Source organism: Marinobacter azerbaijanicus (assembly GCF_030250645.1).
GTDB lineage: Bacteria > Pseudomonadota > Gammaproteobacteria > Pseudomonadales > Oleiphilaceae > Marinobacter > Marinobacter azerbaijanicus.
Map to the genome: position 1 here is coordinate 26663 of NZ_JASSVS010000005.1, position 18438 is coordinate 45100.

General features: G+C 58.9%; 20 protein-coding genes. 19 read left to right on the forward strand and 1 reads right to left on the reverse strand.

All coding sequences use genetic code 11. From position 1 onward, the window contains the following. Positions 1-137: 137 nt before the first annotated feature. The 19 genes from phnP to QPM17_RS11175 all read left to right on the forward strand — a co-directional run bounded on the left by phnP (position 138) and on the right by QPM17_RS11175 (position 17140). Positions 138-890: a phosphonate metabolism protein PhnP gene (gene phnP / locus QPM17_RS11085; protein ID WP_285390795.1), complete on the forward strand. Its 753-nt coding sequence runs from the start codon at positions 138-140 to the stop codon at positions 888-890. A 174-nt stretch (positions 891-1064) separates the two neighbouring features. Further along, positions 1065-1913, forward strand: coding sequence for a phosphonate ABC transporter ATP-binding protein (gene phnC / locus QPM17_RS11090; RefSeq protein WP_285390796.1), 849 nt, complete (start codon positions 1065-1067; stop codon positions 1911-1913). 52 nt (positions 1914-1965) lie between these two features. Continuing rightward, entirely contained in the window at positions 1966-2976 is a 1011-nt protein-coding gene (gene phnD / locus QPM17_RS11095) for a phosphonate ABC transporter substrate-binding protein (RefSeq protein ID WP_285390797.1), read from the forward strand. An 88-nt stretch (positions 2977-3064) separates the two neighbouring features. After that, a complete protein-coding gene (gene phnE, locus QPM17_RS11100) occupies positions 3065-3871 on the forward strand; it encodes a phosphonate ABC transporter, permease protein PhnE (protein WP_285390798.1) in 807 nt (268 codons plus the stop codon). A 93-nt stretch (positions 3872-3964) separates the two neighbouring features. After that, complete coding sequence (phnF, locus tag QPM17_RS11105; RefSeq protein ID WP_285390799.1) at positions 3965-4696, forward strand: phosphonate metabolism transcriptional regulator PhnF; 732 nt, start codon at positions 3965-3967, stop codon at positions 4694-4696. Further along, on the forward strand, positions 4693-5142 hold the full coding sequence (gene phnG, locus QPM17_RS11110) for a phosphonate C-P lyase system protein PhnG (RefSeq protein WP_285390801.1): 450 nt from the start codon (positions 4693-4695) through the stop codon (positions 5140-5142). The genes phnF and phnG overlap by 4 nt, the downstream gene beginning before the upstream one ends. 3 nt (positions 5143-5145) lie before the next feature. Continuing rightward, complete coding sequence (gene phnH / locus QPM17_RS11115; protein WP_285390802.1) at positions 5146-5775, forward strand: phosphonate C-P lyase system protein PhnH; 630 nt, start codon at positions 5146-5148, stop codon at positions 5773-5775. A 2-nt stretch (positions 5776-5777) separates the two neighbouring features. After that, positions 5778-6944, forward strand: coding sequence for a carbon-phosphorus lyase complex subunit (locus QPM17_RS11120; protein ID WP_285390803.1), 1167 nt, complete (start codon positions 5778-5780; stop codon positions 6942-6944). Next, the gene (locus tag QPM17_RS11125; protein ID WP_285390804.1) at positions 6941-7834 is read left to right on the forward strand and encodes an alpha-D-ribose 1-methylphosphonate 5-phosphate C-P-lyase PhnJ; all 894 of its coding nucleotides are present in this window, start codon (positions 6941-6943) and stop codon (positions 7832-7834) included. Before QPM17_RS11120 ends, QPM17_RS11125 begins: the two co-directional genes overlap by 4 nt. Further along, entirely contained in the window at positions 7831-8640 is an 810-nt protein-coding gene (gene phnK, locus QPM17_RS11130; protein ID WP_285390805.1) for a phosphonate C-P lyase system protein PhnK, read from the forward strand. Before QPM17_RS11125 ends, phnK begins: the two co-directional genes overlap by 4 nt. Positions 8641-8671: 31 nt before the next feature. Continuing rightward, positions 8672-9376 carry a phosphonate C-P lyase system protein PhnL gene (phnL, locus tag QPM17_RS11135; protein ID WP_285390806.1) on the forward strand — a complete coding sequence of 235 codons (705 nt, stop codon included), beginning with the start codon at positions 8672-8674 and terminating at the stop codon, positions 9374-9376. Then, complete coding sequence (locus QPM17_RS11140) at positions 9373-10560, forward strand: alpha-D-ribose 1-methylphosphonate 5-triphosphate diphosphatase (protein ID WP_285390807.1); 1188 nt, start codon at positions 9373-9375, stop codon at positions 10558-10560. Before phnL ends, QPM17_RS11140 begins: the two co-directional genes overlap by 4 nt. A gap of 10 nt (positions 10561-10570) precedes the next feature. After that, a complete protein-coding gene (phnN, locus tag QPM17_RS11145; protein ID WP_285390808.1) occupies positions 10571-11197 on the forward strand; it encodes a ribose 1,5-bisphosphokinase in 627 nt (208 codons plus the stop codon). Positions 11198-11279: 82 nt separating this feature from the next. Continuing rightward, positions 11280-12326 (forward strand): permease, encoded by a 1047-nt coding sequence (locus tag QPM17_RS11150; protein ID WP_285390810.1) that lies wholly within the window; start codon positions 11280-11282, stop codon positions 12324-12326. After that, complete coding sequence (locus tag QPM17_RS11155; RefSeq protein WP_285390811.1) at positions 12323-13159, forward strand: transglutaminase-like domain-containing protein; 837 nt, start codon at positions 12323-12325, stop codon at positions 13157-13159. The genes QPM17_RS11150 and QPM17_RS11155 overlap by 4 nt, the downstream gene beginning before the upstream one ends. Before the next feature lie 159 nt (positions 13160-13318). Next, positions 13319-14215: a phosphate/phosphite/phosphonate ABC transporter substrate-binding protein gene (locus QPM17_RS11160; protein WP_285390812.1), complete on the forward strand. Its 897-nt coding sequence runs from the start codon at positions 13319-13321 to the stop codon at positions 14213-14215. A gap of 57 nt (positions 14216-14272) precedes the next feature. Then, entirely contained in the window at positions 14273-15073 is an 801-nt protein-coding gene (locus tag QPM17_RS11165; RefSeq protein ID WP_285390813.1) for a phosphonate ABC transporter ATP-binding protein, read from the forward strand. Next, positions 15066-15890: a phosphonate ABC transporter, permease protein PhnE gene (gene phnE, locus QPM17_RS11170; RefSeq protein ID WP_285390814.1), complete on the forward strand. Its 825-nt coding sequence runs from the start codon at positions 15066-15068 to the stop codon at positions 15888-15890. The genes QPM17_RS11165 and phnE (QPM17_RS11170) overlap by 8 nt, the downstream gene beginning before the upstream one ends. 23 nt (positions 15891-15913) lie before the next feature. Continuing rightward, complete coding sequence (locus QPM17_RS11175; RefSeq protein WP_285390815.1) at positions 15914-17140, forward strand: alpha-D-ribose 1-methylphosphonate 5-triphosphate diphosphatase; 1227 nt, start codon at positions 15914-15916, stop codon at positions 17138-17140. On the opposite strand, the gene QPM17_RS11180 is transcribed toward QPM17_RS11175, so the two are convergent. Beyond that, positions 17137-18432, reverse strand: a complete 1296-nt coding sequence (locus tag QPM17_RS11180; protein WP_285390816.1) for a Glu/Leu/Phe/Val family dehydrogenase — start codon at positions 18430-18432, stop codon at positions 17137-17139. The genes QPM17_RS11175 and QPM17_RS11180 overlap by 4 nt on opposite strands. Positions 18433-18438 lie beyond the last annotated feature (6 nt).

Below are 18438 nucleotides of genomic sequence, written 5' to 3' on the forward strand. Positions count from 1 at the left end.
TCCTTTTGCGTTCAGCCCCGAGGGTGAAATGATCTGGGCCTGTCACATTGGCTTAACCCTTGCCAGTTAACATCCGAATACAATTCTGTGCAAACCTCTGAAACACACCCGGATGGCACACTTACTGGAAGCAACCCATGCGCATCACCTTCCTCGGAACAGGAGCTGCCGGTGGCATACCACTTTTCGGCTGCGAATGCGCCGCCTGTACAACCGCCAGAAAAAACCCTGCCTTTGCACGAGAGCCCTGCTCGGCCCTGATCGAATCCGGAGCCACCCGCATTCTGATTGACGGCGGCCTGATGGATTTACATAAACGCTTTGCCCCGGGCGAGCTTGATGCCATCGTGCTGACGCATTTTCACCCAGACCATGTACAAGGGCTGTTTCACCTGCGCTGGGGCAAAGCACCAAGCATCCCGGTGTTTATTCCACCCGACCCTGAAGGTTGCGCAGATCTTTTCCGCCACCCCGGCATACTGAATTTCCGCCCTCAAAAGGCGTTTTCCGCATTTCAAATCGGACCATTAAAGATCACCCCGGTACCGTTGATTCACTCGAAACCCACTTTTGGCTATGTCTTCGAGCTTTTGAACGGACCTGCTTTCGCCTACCTGACCGACACTCGCGGCCTACCCCGGGAATCCCGGAGTTTTTTACAGACTGTGAAGCCTGCAGGGCTGGCCATCGACTGCTCGTTTCCGCCCTGCGATCAACCTAGAGGCCACAACGACTGGACCCTGGCCCTGGATTGCATTGACGCCGTGGGTCCCGATCGGGCATGGCTGATTCACCTCAGCCACGAGCTGGATAACTGGCGGCTGAGCACGAATCCCGAGTTGCCAGCAACGATCGGGATTGCCCACGACGGTGATCGGGTGGATCTGTGAACGAAGCCGCGCTGGCGCTCACCTGCTGATACTGGGCGCCTGGGCCTCCCCCTCCTCAGTTTCACGTTCTCGTCTTTAAACCTTCAACTGCCTGTCACCTGAGCGACATCGAACGGTCACACCTGCAACAGACACTGTCTATACAAGTTGAAAACACGACAGTGGAGGCGCTTCATGGAGCCCGAGATTCAGATTCAAGGCTTGTCAAAGACATTTGGCAAAAACAAAGCCAATGATAAAGCCCTCAAGAACATCAGCCTCTCTATTGAATCCGGCGAAATGGTAGCCCTCATTGGCCCCTCCGGGTCCGGCAAATCGACACTCCTTCGTCATCTCGCAGGTCTGAGCTGTGGCGATGCCGACAGCGGCGAAGTTCGCGTACTGGGGCAGCCCGTGCAATGCAAAGGTCGACTGTCTGCGGATGTCCGCAAAACCCGGGCACGAATCGGCTATATCTTCCAGCAGTTCAACCTTGTCGGTCGCATGAAGGTCATGACCAACGTACTGGCCGGCGCATTGGGTCGCGTACCCGGTTGGCGGGGCTGTCTCGGTCTGTTCACTGCCGAGGAAAAGGCTCTGGCACTGAAATGTCTGAACCGTGTCGGAATGGATGCCAAGGCAAACCAGCGGGCGTCCTGCCTGTCTGGTGGGCAGCAACAGCGCGTTGCAATCGCCCGCACGCTGACCCAGAAAGCCGAAGTGATTCTTGCCGACGAGCCCATTGCTTCACTCGATCCTGAATCGGCCCGGCGGGTGATGGAAATCCTTGCTGACATCAACAATCAGGATGGTCGCACCGTCGTGGTGACACTTCATCAGGTGGACTATGCCCGCGAGTTCTGTCGCCGTGCGGTGGCACTGAAAGCTGGCGAAATCGTGTATGACGGCCCCTCGGAAAACCTGACGCCAGCCCTGTTAGCCAGCATTTACGGCACCACCTCGTTCGATGTTGATGGCGAACCGGTCAAGAAAAGAAAGATACCCAAAGCCGCCAAAGGGTTTGCCCTGGCACCCGCCAGCTGACCCGGAGAACTGCCCGGCACGTTTGCCAACCCCTAAAACTGAGGAAACAACCATGATCAAGCAATGGATTACCCGCCTTACTCTGGCTGCCGCGGTCACCGTCAGCGCAACCGGCGTTCAGGCAGAAGAGCAGAAGACCCTCAATTTCGGCATCATTTCGACCGAATCCTCCAGCAACCTGAAAAACGTCTGGGAACCGTTCCTCGAGGACATGTCAGCCAAGCTGGACATGGAGGTGAAAGGTTTCTTCGCTCCGGACTACGCCGGCATCATCCAGGGCATGCGTTTCGACAAGGTCGACATTGCCTGGTACGGCAACAAGTCCGCCATGGAAGCGGTCGACCGTGCCGGTGGCGAGGTTGTGGTTCAGACCGTGGCGGCCGATGGCTCCCCCGGCTACTGGAGCCTGATGATCGTTCACAAGGACAGCACCCACCTGAACACCGTTGAGGATGTGCTCGCCAACGCCAAAGACCTCACCTTCGGTAACGGCGATCCCAACTCCACGTCCGGTTTCCTGGTGCCGAGCTACTACATCTTCGCGAAAAACGGCGTGACCCCGAAGGAAGCCTTCAAACGCACCCTGAACTCCAGCCACGAAACAAACGCCATGGCCGTGGCCAACAAGCAGGTAGACGTGGCCACCTTCAATACCGAGAGCATGGAGCGTCTGCAGATCAACTTCCCGGACAAAGCCGACAACCTGAAAGTGATCTGGAAATCACCGCTGATTCCATCCGACCCGCTGGTATGGCGCAAGAACCTGCCCGCGCAAACCAAGCAGAAAGTCTATGACTTCCTGATGAGCTACGGCACCACCGGCGATGAAAAAGAGCTGAAAATCCTGGCCGACCTGCAATGGGCACCATTCCGCGCTTCCAGCAACGACCAGCTGATCCCCATTCGTCAGCTCGAGCTGTTCAAACAGAAAGCGTCCATTGAGAACGACGACAACTATTCAGCGCAGGAAAAGAGCCAGAAGCTGGCTGAAATCGAAGCCCAACTGGCCGGCCTGGATCGCCGCCTTGCGGCCCTCGACGCAGCCCGCAAAGAGTCTGACTAAAGAGCCTCCGGGCTGGCCAAAAAGGCCAGCCCTCTGTGCACCGGGGGCATCACAGCCATTCCAGACGTAAAGGCCACAGGCAACTCTCATGCAGAGCGCATCGACACATTCAAACCTTTCCGACGGTCAAAACAACCTGCTGTCGCGAAACTGGACGAGTTTGCTGGGCTGGGGCATAGCCGGCGCAGTGCTGGCCTGGTCCTGGGGCGGCGCGGAAATGAATCCGGCTGCCCTGTTTGCCGACGGCAATAACATGGCCGTGTTTGCCGCCGATTTCTTTCCACCGAACTTCCATGATTGGCGGCTCTACCTGAGCGAGATGGTCACCACTGTCCAGATCGCCATCTGGGGAACCGTGATGGCAGTCATTCTGGCCATCCCCTTCGGAATCATGTCTTCGGAAAACCTGGTGCCCTGGTGGGTCTGCCAGCCGGTCCGGCGACTGATGGATTCGTTCCGCGCCATCAACGAAATGGTCTTCGCCATGCTGTTTGTGGTGGCCGTGGGGCTGGGCCCTTTTGCCGGGGTAATGGCGCTGTTCATCCACACAACGGGGGTTCTGGCAAAACTGTTCTCCGAGGCGGTGGAGGCCATTGACCCGGGGCCGGTAGAAGGCGTTCGCGCCACTGGCGCCAGCGGGCTTCAGGAAATTATTTACGGCGTCATCCCTCAGGTTCTGCCGCTGTGGATCTCCTACTCGCTGTACCGGTTCGAATCCAATGTCCGCTCCGCCACCGTGGTCGGCATGGTGGGCGCCGGCGGCATCGGCGTCATTCTCTGGGAAAGCATGCGCGGGTTCCAGTTCGCTCAGACCTGCGCAGTGATGATCATCATTATTGTGGTGGTGACCTCACTGGATATCGCGTCCCAGTGGATTCGCAAACGCTTTATCTGAGGTTGCTCTGTTTCTTACCCGGCCTGACACCTCCGGGAACCCGCCCAGGCGGGGTTTTTAATCTGCCAAGTTGTCTAGACAAGAGGAAAACCGATGGCCGTATACGAAGACGTTGCACAGACTCTGGAGCAGGAGATCCGCCAAAACCTGGCTTGCGGAGATTACCTGCCATCCGAGGCTGAGCTGGCGAGGCGCTTCTCGATCAACCGCCATACCCTGCGCCGGGCGGTAGATCAACTGGTGGAGGCCGGCATGTTGCTACGCCAGCGGGGCAAGGGAACCCTGGTGGTCGAGCATGCGCTGGAGTACAACATCGGCGCTCGGGCGCGCTTTAGCGAAGCCCTGGAAGCCCTGGGCCATGCAACGTTCAGTGAAGTCATTAGCCGCCGTGTGCTGTTCGCCGACGAGCGTTTTTCACGCGCAAGCGGTATGCCCGCCGGTACACCCATCCTGCAAGTGGACACCCTGCGCAGTGTGGATGGAAAGCCGGCCAACCTGATCAGTCACTACCTGCGGCGAGAGGCGTTTCCCGGCCTAGAGCTCAATTATCGCGGCGGTTCCCTGCATGCCCATATCGAAGAGCACCACGGGATCAAACTGCTCCGCAAGCAGGCCTTGATCAGCGCAACCCTGCCCAACCAACGGGAAGCGGATTTTCTGCAATATCCCAGACACATGCCGGTGCTGGTAGTGAAGTCCAACAATGTTCGCGCCGGCACGGACGAGGTGCTCGAGTACAGCATCTCCCGCGGCCGCGCGGACTGTTTCGAGTTCAGGATCCAGCCCCGGATCACCGATTTACCTACGGGAGAACCCAGCCCATGACCGATGCCACCCCGGAGATCACCGACCGTCAATTCTGGATGTCGGTCCTGGCAAGGGCTGACCTGAGCGATCTTGAATCCTACTGGCAAAACCTCTCACACCGACCTGAGTACCGCCACCTGCGCAAACCGGAAATCGGTATGGCCATGGTGCGTGGCCGTGCCGGCGGTACGGGTTCGCCGTTTAACCTGGGCGAAGTCACGCTAACCCGATGTGTGGTGGAGCTGAATGCCGGCGTTCAGGGCTTTGGCTATGTCACTGGCCGCAGCCGGCGTCACGCTGAACTGGCGGCGCTGTTCGACGGCCTGATGCAGGAAGACAGCCGCCAGCACGGTCCTGCCCTGATCCAGCCGCTTTACAAACAATGGATGGCACGCCGTGAGCAGGTCTCCCGCAAAGCTGCCGCCACCAAAGTGAACTTCATGACCATGGTCAGAGGGAGCTAGCCAATGACTACGAACAACGAGAGTCGGCCATCTGTGACGTCAGCCCTCTCACTGGCCGGGCTCTGCGCCGGGTTCGACGATCCGGTCCAGCAGTCCCAACAGGTGTTTCGTCGTGCACTCACCGCGCTCTCAGAGCCCGGGACGCTGCAAACCGTTCCCGTGAGCGACGCGCCCGAGCGCATAAACATCGCCTCCTATCAGCTGTGCCTGGCACTACTGGATGCGGAAACCCCCTTGTGGATTGCCCCGCCACTGCGGACCGATGCCCTGGTGAGTGCGCTTCGCTTTCACTGCGGCTGCCGGATTGTGGACCAGCCGGAGCAGGCCGAGTTCGCCCTGACATCACCGGATTTTGACGACGACCTGAGTCAGTTTGCCCAGGGGAGCCATGAATACCCGGACCGCTCCACCACGTTGATCGTCCAGGTGGAAAGCCTGGACGCAACCGCCAACTGGACCCTGAGCGGCCCCGGAATTGACGGCATGCGCAAGGTCGGAATCGCCGGTCTGGACGCGCGCTGGCCAGCCATGCTCAGCGATAACCGCCGTCGCTTTCCCTGTGGCGTCGACCTTCTGTTCACCGCGGGAACTGGCCTGATGGGTCTGCCACGCACCACCCGAGTGGAGATATAACCATGTACGTAGCTGTCAAAGGTGGCGAAAAAGCCATCGACCAGGCTCATAGCTGGCTCGACGAAACACGTCGCGGCGACACCTCCCTACCTGAACTGAGCGTTGCCCAGATTCGCGAGCAGATGGGGCTGGCGGTGGATCGGGTGATGACCGAGGGCTCGCTCTACGATCCGGAACTCGCGGCACTGGCGCTCAAACAAGCCAGTGGCGATGTTATCGAAGCCATATTCCTGCTGCGGGCCTACCGCACCACGCTGCCGCGTTTTCTGGCGTCCTGCCCGGTAGAAACCAACAAGATGGCCATCCGTCGCCGCATCTCGGCCGCCTATAAGGATCTGCCCGGCGGCCAGGTACTCGGCCCCACTTACGACTACACCCACAGATTATTGGACTTTACCCTACTGGCCAATGGCGAGCGCCCGACAACACCGCCGGCGGACGAGACGGTGGGAGATTGCCCGCGGGTGCTGGATTTCCTCAACAGTGAGGGGCTGATTGAACGCGAGTCCGTGGAAACCGAAGAACCGTCCGATCTCACCCGCCAACCGCTGGATTACCCCGCTAACCGGGATCTGCGCCTCCAGGCCCTGGCCCGTGGCGACGAGGGCTTCCTCCTGGCACTGGCCTATTCCACCCAACGTGGGTACGGCCGCAATCATCCCTTTGCCGGTGAGATCCGCCAGGGCGAAGTGGCTGTGGAAATTGCGCCGGAAGAACTGGGCTTCCCCGTGATCGCCGGGGATATCCGGGTGACCGAATGCGACATGATCAACCAGTTCAGTGGCACGGAAACCGAAGCCCCACGCTTCACCCGTGGCTACGGCCTGGCGTTTGGCAACTCCGAGCGCAAGGCGCTGGCCATGGCGCTGGTGGATCGGGCACTGCGGGCACGGGAGCTTGGCGAGGATGTGGTCTCGCCGGCCCAGGACGAGGAATTCGTGCTCGCCCACTGCGATAACCTGGACTCCTCGGGTTTTGTCTCTCACCTGAAACTGCCCCACTACGTGGATTTCCAGTCCGAGCTGGTGTTGTTGCGACGGCTGCGCAAAGAGTTCGAAGAACGCAAATCAGGTGGCCAGGGCCCACATGCCGAACCGACAGCTGAACCCGGTCTCAGTGACGAACCCAACGAGAATACCCAGCAACTCCGGGAGGCTAACCAGGCATGACCACAGCATCCCTTAACCAGCACACTGACACCCGGGCGGATAACACCGGCTACAACTTTGCTTACCTCGACGAGCAGACCAAACGGATGATTCGCCGCTGCCTGCTCAAAGCCGTGGCCGTGCCCGGCTATCAGGTGCCCTTTGGTGGCCGCGAGATGCCCTTGCCCTACGGCTGGGGCACCGGTGGCATGCAGGTTACCGCCACTGTGATCGGTAGCGACGACGCCCTGAAAGTGATTGACCAGGGCGCAGACGACACCACCAATGCCGTCAGCATCCGGCGCTTTTTCGCCCGCACCGCAGGCGTCGTTACCACCGAATCAACGAGTGAGGCCAGTGTCATCCAGACCCGTCACCGGATACCGGAAACGCCACTCTCCTCAGGTCAGATCCTGGTCTATCAGGTGCCGATTCCGGAACCCCTGCGCTTTATCGAGCCGCGTGAAACCGAAACCCGGAAGATGCATGCCCTGCAGGAATACGGGGTGATGCACGTAAAACTGTATGAGGACATTGCCCGCTTCGGGCACATCGCCACCACCTATGCCTATCCAGTCAAGGTCAACGGGCATTATGTGATGGACCCCTCACCGATCCCCAAGTTCGACAATCCCAAGATGCATGGCAGCCCGGCCCTGCAGCTGTTCGGCGCCGGCCGGGAAAAACGCATCTACGCGATTCCGCCCTTCACCCGGGTCGAAAGCCTGGACTTCGAGGATCACCCCTTCGAGATCCAGGGTTGGGATCAGACCTGCGAGTTCTGCGGTTCGGACCACTCCTTTCTCGATGAAGTTGTCACCGACGATGAAGGCGGGCGCATTTTCATCTGCTCTGATACCGACTATTGCAACCAGCGCCTCAATACTGGCGCGAGTAAGGAGGCCGTATGACCAACACCGCATTGGCGGCATCTCACGAGGACCCGGCCGAGCCGTTGCTGACCGTGAGCAACCTGCGCAAACTTTACGCGCCCGGCAAGGGCGTTGACGGCGTTGACTTCGAACTCTGGCCTGGCGAAGTGCTGGGCATTGTCGGCGAGTCCGGGTCCGGCAAGACCACTCTGCTGCAGTGCCTCTCCGGGATGCTGACGCCCGACTCCGGTCGGATCGAATACACCGGCAAGCAGGGCGACAAACTCGACATCTATGGTATTACCGAAAGCCAGCGGCGACTGCTGTTGCGCACGGACTGGGGCATCGTTCACCAGCACCCCCGGGACGGCCTGCGCATGGGCGTCAGCGCCGGCGCAAACATCGGTGAGCGGCTGATGGCCATCGGCGAGCGGCATTACGGCACCTTGCGCTCAACGGGAGAAACCTGGTTGCGTGAAGTGGAGATCGACACCGCCCGCATCGATGACCTGCCCCGCACATTCTCCGGCGGCATGCAGCAGCGCCTGCAGATTGCCCGCAACCTGGTCACTCGGCCGCGGCTGGTGTTCATGGATGAGCCCACCGGCGGGCTGGATGTCTCGGTTCAGGCCCGCCTGCTGGACATGCTTCGCAACCTGGTGGTGGACCTGGGCCTGTCAGTGGTGCTGGTCACTCATGACCTTGCCGTCGCCCGCTTGTTGTCACACCGACTCATGGTCATGCGTGGTGGCAAGGTGATTGAGCAGGGCCTCACCGATCAGATCCTGGACGACCCCCAACACCCATATAGCCAGCTGTTGGTGTCCTCGGTACTGACCCCGTGATACCGCACTCTGATCTAACTGGAGAACTGTAATGACAGTCATGATCCAGGTTACTGACCTGAACAAACGATTCACCCTGCATAACCAGGGCGGCGTTTCCTATCCTGTGCTCACCGATGTGTCCTTCGACGTCAACGCTGGCGAATGCGTGGTACTCGACGGCCGCTCCGGCTCCGGAAAGAGCACCCTCCTGCGCTCGCTCTATGCCAACTACAAGCCCCAGTCCGGCCAACTCCATGTTCGGCACCAGGGCGTGCTGGTGGACCTGGTCACGGCAACACCAAGGCAAATCCTCACCATCCGGCGGCAAACTCTGGGTTATGTCAGCCAGTTCCTGCGGGTGATTCCCAGGGTATCCACCCTTGACGTGGTAATGGAACCACTGCGGGCCCAGGGCGTCGACCGGGATACCTGCCGTGAAAAAGCCTCCGGATTACTGCGCCAGCTGAACATACCGGAAACCCTCTGGCACCTGGCGCCCTCGACATTTTCCGGGGGTGAGCAGCAACGGGTCAATATCGCCCGGGGCTTTGTCGTTGACTACCCCATCCTTCTGCTGGACGAACCCACTGCCTCGCTGGATGCCGACAACTGTGCTGTGGTGATGTCGCTTATCCGGCAGGCCCGGGAACGCGGCGCGGCGATTGTAGGAATCTTCCACGATGCCGGGCTCCGCGACCAACTCGCTGATCGCCGGATACCCCTGACCAGCCCTGCAAAGGAGGAAGCCGCATGAGCGCCATGGACCTGACCCTTGAGCGGCCGCAACTTGAGAGCAATGAATTGCTGCTCACCAATGCCCGCATCGTCACGGAAAAGGAGGTCTTTACCGGTACCCTCAAGGTCCGGAATGGGTTGATCAGCACTCTGGAGCGGGGCAACACTTCCATAACCGGAGCCCTCGACTGCCAGGGGGCCTACCTGATCCCGGGGCTGGTGGAACTGCATACTGACAATCTGGAAAAGCATTTTTCGCCGCGACCGGGTGTGATCTGGCCCAGCCATCCGGCTGTGCTGACCCACGATGCCCATATTGTATCGTCCGGCATTACCACCGTGTTCGACGCGCTGTCTGTCGGTGACGTTGTCGATGACAGCAACCGCCTGGCTCATCTGAGAACCCTCATTGACGCCCTTGCCGAAACCCGGAAGGCGGGAATGTTGCGGTCTGATCACCTGTTACACCTGCGCTGCGAAGTCAGTTTTGGCGAAACCCTGCAGCTGTTCGAGGGCCTGGCCGACCACTCCCTGCTCCAGCTTGTCTCGGTCATGGATCACACGCCTGGGCAGCGCCAGTTTGTGAGGGAAGACAAGTATCGGCAGTATTACCAGGGCAAGCACGGCCTCAGTGATTCCGAAATGGATACCTTCACCCGCAAACGCAAGGAGTCCGCCCTCCTGCACAGCGACCGCAACCGCAAGGCCATCGTTGCCATCTGCCAGGCCCGGGGAATCCCGCTGGCCAGCCATGATGATGCAACCCTGGACCACGTTACGGAATCAGCGGAATTCGGCATGCGTATTGCGGAGTTTCCCACCACCCTGGAAGCGGCCAAAGCATCCCACGACCATGGACTGCGGGTATTAATGGGCGCGCCCAACATCGTTCGTGGCGGCTCCCACTCCGGCAACATTGCAGCCGCCGACCTGGCTGCTGCCGGAGTGCTCGACATCCTGTCATCGGATTACTACCCTGCCAGCATGCTGGACGCGGCTTTTCGCCTTGCCGCCATGGAAGACAACAGTTACGACCTGGCGCGAGCCATTGCCACTGTCACGGCAACCCCGGCAAGATCCGCCAATCTCCATGACCGCGGCCTGATCGCACCTGGCAAACGGGCAGATCTTGTGCTTGTGGAGCCCAGAGGTCAGTTGCCGGTCATTCACAACGTCTGGCGAAGTGGCGAGCGGGTCTACTGAGGAGCTGAAGATGTCAGGATCAAGCAGTCAACGGACCATCGAGGCCGGCTCCGGTCGCCTGTTTTACCTGATGGGAGCATCAGGCGCCGGCAAGGACACGCTGCTGAAAGGCTGCAGAGATCGCTCTGACAACGAGTTCAGCCCGCTGGTGGCCCACCGCTATATTACCCGGGAGCCGGATGGCGGCACCGAAAGTCATGTCTGGCTTTCGGACGCCGAGTTCGAGCAACGGGTGGCAATGAATGCCTTTGCCATGCACTGGTCCGCCAATGGTTTCCGCTATGGCATCGGTCGGGAAATCGATCATTGGCTGGCCGAGGGTGGCCAGGTGCTGGTCAATGGCTCCCGCGGCTATCTCGATGAGGCGCGGTCACGTTATGGCAGCATGCTCATTCCGATACTGATCAAAGTCGATCCGCACCGGCTGCAACGCCGCCTTAGGCTACGGGGACGGGAATGCGCAGAGGAGATCGAAGCCCGGACCCGCCGTGCCCGGGAACTGGAGCAACAGCTTCCTCCGGACTGCCTTGTGATCGAGAACAATGGCAGCGCTGAAGAGGCCATCTCGAGACTGCTGAGAGTAATCGCTGAACAGCAAACCAGCCACACGACTTGCTACGTCCACAAGGCCCCATAACCTCGACAGGAAAATTGGCAACAATAAATATTTACAAAACCAGTCTTTGGCCAATTATAACCAGTAAATTAGGGATTTAGTTATGCAGGACGTCAACGTCACGGTCACCATGGGTCAGGGGCTGAACCGGGCCTGGAAGGAGTACCGGGTCTGGCTGGCGTCGGTGGCGATCATCACGCTGTTGGCCATGTTCGATGCTGAGCAGGCGCTGGATAGCGTCGTTTTTGCGGCCAACGCACTTCTCGAGACGGCGCCTTTCCTCGTGCTTTCCATCGCCGTTGCGGCCTGGGCTTCAGCAACAGGCGCCGACAATCTTATTGCACGAGCCTTCACCGGTGCGCCCGGGATGATGATCCTGATGGCGGCGATAGCCGGTGGCATCTCGCCCTTCTGCTCCTGCGGCGTGATACCGCTGATTGCGGCATTGCTTGCCATGGGGGTACCGCTGTCCGCAGTGATGGCGTTCTGGCTGGCGTCCCCGGTGATGGACCCTTCCATGTTCGTGCTGACCACCGGCGTTCTGGGCCTGGAATTTGCTATTGCCAAAACACTGGCTGCCGTAGGCCTGGGCCTGTTCGGTGGCTGGGTCGCACATCTGTTGAGCCGTGTGGGCGGTCTGGCAGAACCTCTACGTGTGGGCATTGGCGACGGGGGCTGCGGCGGAAGCAAGATTCGAGCGCCCAAACCAGTCGTCTGGCGATTCTGGGCAGAGCCTGAGCGCCGCGCAAGGTTCGGCCGGGAGGCGTCGAACATCACCCTGTTTCTGGCGAAATGGCTGCTGCTTGCTTTCCTGCTGGAGAGCCTGATCCTGGCTTTCGTACCTGTAGAAACCATCACTTCGGTTCTCGGTGGCGCGGGAATAGGACCCATTGCCCTTGGCACTCTTGTCGGGGTGCCCGCGTACCTTAATGGTTATGCCGCACTGCCACTGGTTGGCGGCCTCATTTCCCAGGGCATGGCGCCCGGCGCGGGGCTGGCATTCCTGGTGGCTGGGGGCGTGACATCGCTTCCTGCAGCGCTTGCGGTCTGGGCCCTGGTAAAACCCCGCGTTTTTGGCCTCTATCTCGCGCTGGCACTGATCGGCGCCTTTCTTTCAGGGATCGTCTTCCAGCTATGGAGCATGACATGACGGCTATCATTATCGAGGTTTTGAATGTAATACCAGGCTCTTTCCTGATGGCGCCAGCCGGCATTACGACACGTCACGACACGGTCAACTCGGCCAGCGTAAAAGGCGCGCGAATTGTGAACGTATTGATGGAGCCCGAGCTGGGGTTAGGCGCTCTGCTACTTGAGGCAGAGGGCGAATCTGTCCAGCTTGCTCATCGGGTTTCTCCGGCCCCGCCAACGGCGGCCTACCCCGAGTCAGCGTTTGTACCTCGCCGCAATCGCTACACCGAGGCGTCGGACGAGCTGGCGTTTGCCAGCCGTGAAATCGCGGCCGCAGCCGGTGGCGGTCTCGAGGGCATCAAGGCGCTTGTGGCTGAGGCGGAGTCCCGGTTCACCTACGCCCATCCGGAAATACGGTTCAATGATGGGACAGAAAGGGTTCCCTACCTTTCCTGCGGGCTGACGCCGGGCTCCTGTATCGATATCCACACCTACCTGGTCGCCAGCCTTCGAGCCGCGGGGTTTGAAGCCGGTTACGTTTACGGTTATTTCTTCTCCCAGGAGCGCGGCGGCCTGACCAACGACATGCATTGCTGGGTGATCACCAGGCACAACGGAGAAATACTGGAGTGGGACGTTGCTCACCATATGAAAGCGGGGTTGGGGAAAACCCGCCCTTGCCTGAACCCCCGTCCGGGACATCGGGTGGCTTTCGGCCATTCTCTGGGACATCGCTACACGACAGGCCAGGGCCAGTCGATTGACCTCAAGCTGCTCGCCGGACCGCTTGCCCTTTCGGACGCCGGCACTTGGGATAAATGTCGCCTAAGAGCCCACTCAACACACGATTGAGTGAATAGAGTCGGTATTGATTTCGGTACCGCCAAAACCTCGTCTTAAGGGGACCACCATTCATTAAAGTGCCACACAGTGTTCACATCTTGTTCACCCCTCTGTCATGCCCACTCGCTAGTCTAGACAACTATCATCCAACGAGTGGAGAAGTTACCGATGTTCAAGAACCTGTACCGATGTCTATCCCTGGTGCTGTTATCACTTGCCTTGATCGCTCCAGCGGTCCAGGCACAAACCGTCAAATTGGCTGTAACGGACCTCGTGGGGCTTGAAGAATTACAGCGGGAATTTGGCGCCTTTCGGGACACCCTGTCGAAAGCCTCGGGCTACGACATCGAGTTCCTGCCGGTAACCAATCGCACAGCAGCAGTCGAAGCTCTGCGGTTCAAACAAGTCGACTTTGTCCTCACCGGCCCGGCTGAATACGTGGTTATGCAGAACCGTGCTGATGCGAAAGTGGTGGTCGGTTTTTCCCGCCCTGACTACTTCGCGTTGATTGTGACGCTGGCAGAAAGTGGTTTCACCTCGGTCACTGACCTTGTGGGCGAGCGTGTCGCTATGGGCAGCGTTGGCTCAACCTCTCGCCATCTCGGACCTATCCAGGTGCTGGCCGATGGCGGAATTTCACCAATGGATGATCTGGATATCATCCATACGAAGGTTCCCATCCTGTGGGAATCATTGAAAAAAGGAGATGCTGCAGCGGTTGGCATGAACCACACCGAGTTCCGCAGACTTCGCCAGCAGGAGATGGATAAGGGCGGCTTGCAGCCCGGTGCCTTTCGCGTCATCGCCCGAGGGCGTGACCTTCCGAATGACCTCTTGATGGCGGGCAGCCACGTAGACCAGGAAGTCATCGATCGGATGCGCGATGCCTTCGTCAATCACTCGGACGAGTTGATCAATTCTATCGTCAATGGCGGTGGAACCGATGTCGACAAATATACGGGCATGCGTTTCATCAACAACATCAAGGACAGTGACTACAACTACGTCCGGTCGATGTACTCCACCATAGGTTATCCCGAATATTCCGATTTTGTCGGCGACTAAGAGCGCCTCATCGGAAGGGACAGTGTCTGTCCCTTCCGAACTCAAGGACAACTCGAAATGACCAGTCTTGCATCTCCTCTGTTACAACAGGCAGTTGTCAGTGACCAGTCCACCGCGAGTTCGCTGCAAGTGCAGGGTCTCACCAAACGGTTCCATGGCACTACCGCACCGGTTTTCAAGAACGTCTGCTTCAACATCTACAAGGGCCAGTCGGTGGCGCTAATCGGTGCGAACGGCGCGGGAAAGAGCACTTTGTTGCGCTGTTGCGTCCGGTTAATCGAACCTGACGAAGGCAATATCCTTCTATCTGGCGAAACTCTGTCCAGTAAAAAAGGACGCGAACTCAAGAAAGCCCGTAATCGGGTAGGCTTCGTGTTTCAGAAGCATTGCCTGGTGCCCCGCCTGTCGGCACTTACCAATGTCCTTCATGGCAACCTTGCTCATCGCTCGGGCCCCCGGAACTGGTCGCAATGCTGGGCCCGGCAGGTGGACCGGGATCGGGCCCTCCATTATTTGGACCAGGTAGGGCTGGCAGACCTCTGGCACAAACGTTGTGACCAATTATCCGGAGGCCAGGCGCAGCGCGTTGCCATTGCCCGCGCACTGATGCAGGAACCGAGCATTCTTTTTGCTGATGAGCCTACCGCCAGTCTGGATCCCAAATCCGGTCAGGTCATCATGGAGTTATTCGCAAAGCTATCCAGGGCACAAAATCTGACGCTGTTCTTTGTCTCCCATCATGTTGAACACGCCCTGCACTACGCAGACCGTATTATCGGGTTGCGAGACTCCGAGCTGCAGCTTGATTGCGCAAGCGGAACAGAGACTACCGTCAGTTTGAGAGGCTTTTATGCCTGAGCTACACCTTACCAAAGACGTTAAAGCCTCCTTTCCCCCACGCTTTCAGCGCCCAAGCTGGCTCGGCACTGCCCTGTTTGCGCTGTTCCTTGGTTTTTTCCTCTGGTCACTGGCCGGCGCAGGCATGTCTATCGGCGATCTGGTACGAGGTTTACCCAACATGGGTACGATCGCAGGCGAGATGTTCCCACCTGCCACTGACCGTGCCGGCCCGATCATGGAGGCCATTCTGGTTACCTTTCAGATGGCTCTGGTGGGCACCGTGATCGGCGTCGTCCTGAGCATACCCATGGCTCTTTTGGCCGGCAGGAACACGTCGCCACACCCCTTGGTTCGGCATGTGACCCGTTCAATAATAAGCTTTCTTCGCACTGTCCCGGACCTGGCATGGGCGTTGTTTTTCGTAGTCTCCGTTGGTCTCGGACCCTTTGCCGGAACACTCACGATTATTGTCGATACCATTGGCTTTTGTGGTCGCTTCTTCGCCGAAGCCATGGAGGAGGTCGATCCCGGCCCCTCGGAAGCCCTCGACTCTATCGGTACCAGTCCGCTCGATCGCATTGCTGTCGTCCAGATTCCCGGGGCCTTACCCAGCATGATCAATACAAGTTTGTTTTCGCTTGAGAAGGCAGTGCGTTCCTCCGTTGTGCTGGGCCTGGTTGGCGCTGGCGGTATAGGCGCCGAACTGGCGGTATCGATGGAAATGTTCCGCTACGACCAGGCTGCATACATCATTTTGATGATCTTCATTCTGGTATACGCAGTAGAGCATCTGTCTTCCCGTTTGCGGGAAGGCCTGATGCACCAAAGTAAGTAAAGCATTCTTTATGGAGTTACCCAATGCAAGACTCAAGCAGCGAACCGAGTTCCATGCCCCCAAACACCAGTATGCTGATCGACAATATCAACGTTCTGACCAGTGACGGCTGGCTGGAAAACAGCTGTGTAGAACTGTCTGAGGGCAAGATCCTGGCCATAGGCGCTGACGTCGATGTTTCTGCCAAGGTAATGCTGAACGGGCGTGGGGGCTATCTTCTGCCCGGCATCATAGACCTGCACGGCGACGCCTTTGAGCGGCACATAACGCCGCGAGCCGGTACGGCTTTCCCGCTCGACCTTGCGCTGGCCGCCAACGACGCCAGTCTCATCGCCAACGGCATAACCACTTTTTACTACAGCATCACCGATGGATTTGAACCCGGGCCTCGCAGCCGCGAAACAGTTCGTCGCCTGCTGCTTGCACTGGAGCACTTGATGCCCCGGTTCAGCTGTCAGGCACGGGTGCACATCCGCCATGAAAAGGTGAACACCGAACTTCATGACGAACTGATGGGCTGGATTGCCGAGGGTCGTATCCATATGTTGTCCCTGAACGACCATTTACCCGAACTGGATAATCCGGCCGCCACTGAACGTTATCTCGCCGGGCTTCGGCGACGCGTGACCATGGATGAAACTGAAACAGGGCATTTCCTGGAAAGCCTGCAGAACCGAAGGAACCTCGGCGAAGACCAGGCATATGAGTTGGCACGACAGGCTCGTCAGGCCGGTGTCAGCCTGTCCTCCCATGACGATCATGGCCTTGAAGATGTTGAGCGCAACCGAATCCTGGGGACATCAATTTCTGAATTCCCCATGGACGCAGAAACCGCAAAGGCGAGCCAGGAAGCGGGCGTTGCAGTACTCATGGGCGCGCCCAACCTGGTTCGCGGCGGATCCCATGTCGGGGCCATCAGTGTCAAGGATGCCATCGCGCAGAATCTGGTGAACATTCTGTGCAGTGATTACCATTATCCCAGCCTGTTTCGCGCACCTTTTGTCGCGGCTGAGCATGGGCTGATGCCGCTTGCACAGGCATGGAAAATGGTCAGCGAGAACCCGGCAAAAGCAGCCGGCCTGGGTACAAGCAAGGGGCGCATAGCCCCCGGTTTTGACGCCGACCTGTTGCTATTAAGCGAGCTCGATGGCTCGCCGCTTTCCCTGCAGACCACACTGGTGGATGGGGCACCCGTTTTCCAACGCGGCAAAACCCGATCAAGTGCCCCGCCTGTAGCGGTTCAATGTTAGTCATTGCGAAAATACCGCTGGGTGCCACTGCTGGCGATGGCCTCTGCAATGCGTTCAACACTCTGCAGGTAGGCAGCGACGCGGTAATCGATGTTTTCCTCTTCCGCACGATCAAAGCAAAGCTCGGCCTGACCCACCAGTTGCTCCGCCAGGCGCTGGTTAATATAGCTTTCAGGCCAGTAGTCGCCAGTACGGTTCTGTATCCATTCCAGGTAACTGACGATCACGCCCCCGGCGTTGACCAGAACGTCCGGCAGCACAGTGATTCCCTGACTGGTCAGGCTCTTGTCCGCGTCAGCAGTTACCGGACCATTGGCGATTTCCAGGATGGCGCCGGCACGCACCCGGTCCACGTTGCCAGTGGTAATGGCACTTTCCAGCGCCGCCAGCACCAATACATCCACATCCAGCGCCAGCAGATCGTCCTGACTGATCTGGTCGACATCCGTTTCAGTGCATACTGACGATTCGCAGTAGACCATGCCCTTGAGTTCGCGAGTCTGATTCTTGTGGCGCCAGATGGGCTCGGGATCCAGACCGCCACTGGCGTGGATTGCGCCTTTGGAGTCAGATATCGCCACTACGCGATAGCCCGCTTCCTGTGCCAGGCGCGCGAAGTGATAACCGGCGTTGCCGAAGCCCTGCACCGCTATGGTCATGTTCTCAGGACGCTTGCTCTGGCGTTTGGCCCAGGCCCCCAGAACGTAGAGGGCACCGCGACCGGTAGCCGCGGTGCGGCCTGCCGAGCCACCCATCGTGAGAGGTTTACCGGTAATGATGTCTGGCACTTTCTGGCGGGTGATTTCGAAATACTCGTCCGCCATCCACCCCATGATGGTTTCGTTGGTATTGACGTCTGGCGCCGGAATGTCGAGGTTCGGCCCGATGACATCGTAGAAGGCACGGATGTAGCCCCGGGAAAGCCGCTCCAGTTCCAGCAGCGAGAGAGATTTCGGATCTACCTGGACACCGCCCTTGGCACCTCCAAACGGCAGGTTGACCACGGCGCACTTGAGCATCATCCAGAAGCTCAGGGTAGCGACTTCGTCGGCGTCGACATCGGGATGGAAGCGTATCCCCCCCTTGCTGGGTCCGCGGCACTGATCGTATTGGGCACGCCACCCCGGGAAAACCCGTAAACTACCGTCGTCCATACGAACGGGAATGGCGGCCTGGTGAATGCGCCTGGGTTGCTGGAGTTGATGGCGAACATCATCGTCCACATCAATACGGTCGAAAATATCCACCATGCGGGACTGCGCATCACTCAACAGGCTTTTCTCTTCGGCCATAAAAGG

Excerpts from the sequence above, each read along its gene's own strand:
- phnP (WP_285390795.1), top strand. The coding sequence starts at position 138 with ATGCGCATCACCTTCCTCGGAACAGGAGCTGCCGGTGGCATACCACTT.
- QPM17_RS11165 (WP_285390813.1), top strand. The coding sequence starts at position 14,273 with ATGACCAGTCTTGCATCTCCTCTGTTACAACAGGCAGTTGTCAGTGAC.
- phnF (WP_285390799.1), top strand. The coding sequence starts at position 3,965 with ATGGCCGTATACGAAGACGTTGCACAGACTCTGGAGCAGGAGATCCGC.
- phnC (WP_285390796.1), top strand. The coding sequence starts at position 1,065 with ATGGAGCCCGAGATTCAGATTCAAGGCTTGTCAAAGACATTTGGCAAA.
- phnG (WP_285390801.1), top strand. The coding sequence starts at position 4,693 with ATGACCGATGCCACCCCGGAGATCACCGACCGTCAATTCTGGATGTCG.
- QPM17_RS11175 (WP_285390815.1), top strand. The coding sequence starts at position 15,914 with ATGCAAGACTCAAGCAGCGAACCGAGTTCCATGCCCCCAAACACCAGT.
- phnE (WP_285390814.1), top strand. The coding sequence starts at position 15,066 with ATGCCTGAGCTACACCTTACCAAAGACGTTAAAGCCTCCTTTCCCCCA.
- phnK (WP_285390805.1), top strand. The coding sequence starts at position 7,831 with ATGACCAACACCGCATTGGCGGCATCTCACGAGGACCCGGCCGAGCCG.
- QPM17_RS11180 (WP_285390816.1), bottom strand. The coding sequence starts at position 18,432 with ATGGCCGAAGAGAAAAGCCTGTTGAGTGATGCGCAGTCCCGCATGGTG.
- phnE (WP_285390798.1), top strand. The coding sequence starts at position 3,065 with ATGCAGAGCGCATCGACACATTCAAACCTTTCCGACGGTCAAAACAAC.
- phnN (WP_285390808.1), top strand. The coding sequence starts at position 10,571 with ATGTCAGGATCAAGCAGTCAACGGACCATCGAGGCCGGCTCCGGTCGC.
- phnL (WP_285390806.1), top strand. The coding sequence starts at position 8,672 with ATGACAGTCATGATCCAGGTTACTGACCTGAACAAACGATTCACCCTG.
- phnD (WP_285390797.1), top strand. The coding sequence starts at position 1,966 with ATGATCAAGCAATGGATTACCCGCCTTACTCTGGCTGCCGCGGTCACC.
- QPM17_RS11160 (WP_285390812.1), top strand. The coding sequence starts at position 13,319 with ATGTTCAAGAACCTGTACCGATGTCTATCCCTGGTGCTGTTATCACTT.
- QPM17_RS11140 (WP_285390807.1), top strand. The coding sequence starts at position 9,373 with ATGAGCGCCATGGACCTGACCCTTGAGCGGCCGCAACTTGAGAGCAAT.
- QPM17_RS11125 (WP_285390804.1), top strand. The coding sequence starts at position 6,941 with ATGACCACAGCATCCCTTAACCAGCACACTGACACCCGGGCGGATAAC.
- QPM17_RS11155 (WP_285390811.1), top strand. The coding sequence starts at position 12,323 with ATGACGGCTATCATTATCGAGGTTTTGAATGTAATACCAGGCTCTTTC.
- QPM17_RS11150 (WP_285390810.1), top strand. The coding sequence starts at position 11,280 with ATGCAGGACGTCAACGTCACGGTCACCATGGGTCAGGGGCTGAACCGG.
- QPM17_RS11120 (WP_285390803.1), top strand. The coding sequence starts at position 5,778 with ATGTACGTAGCTGTCAAAGGTGGCGAAAAAGCCATCGACCAGGCTCAT.
- phnH (WP_285390802.1), top strand. The coding sequence starts at position 5,146 with ATGACTACGAACAACGAGAGTCGGCCATCTGTGACGTCAGCCCTCTCA.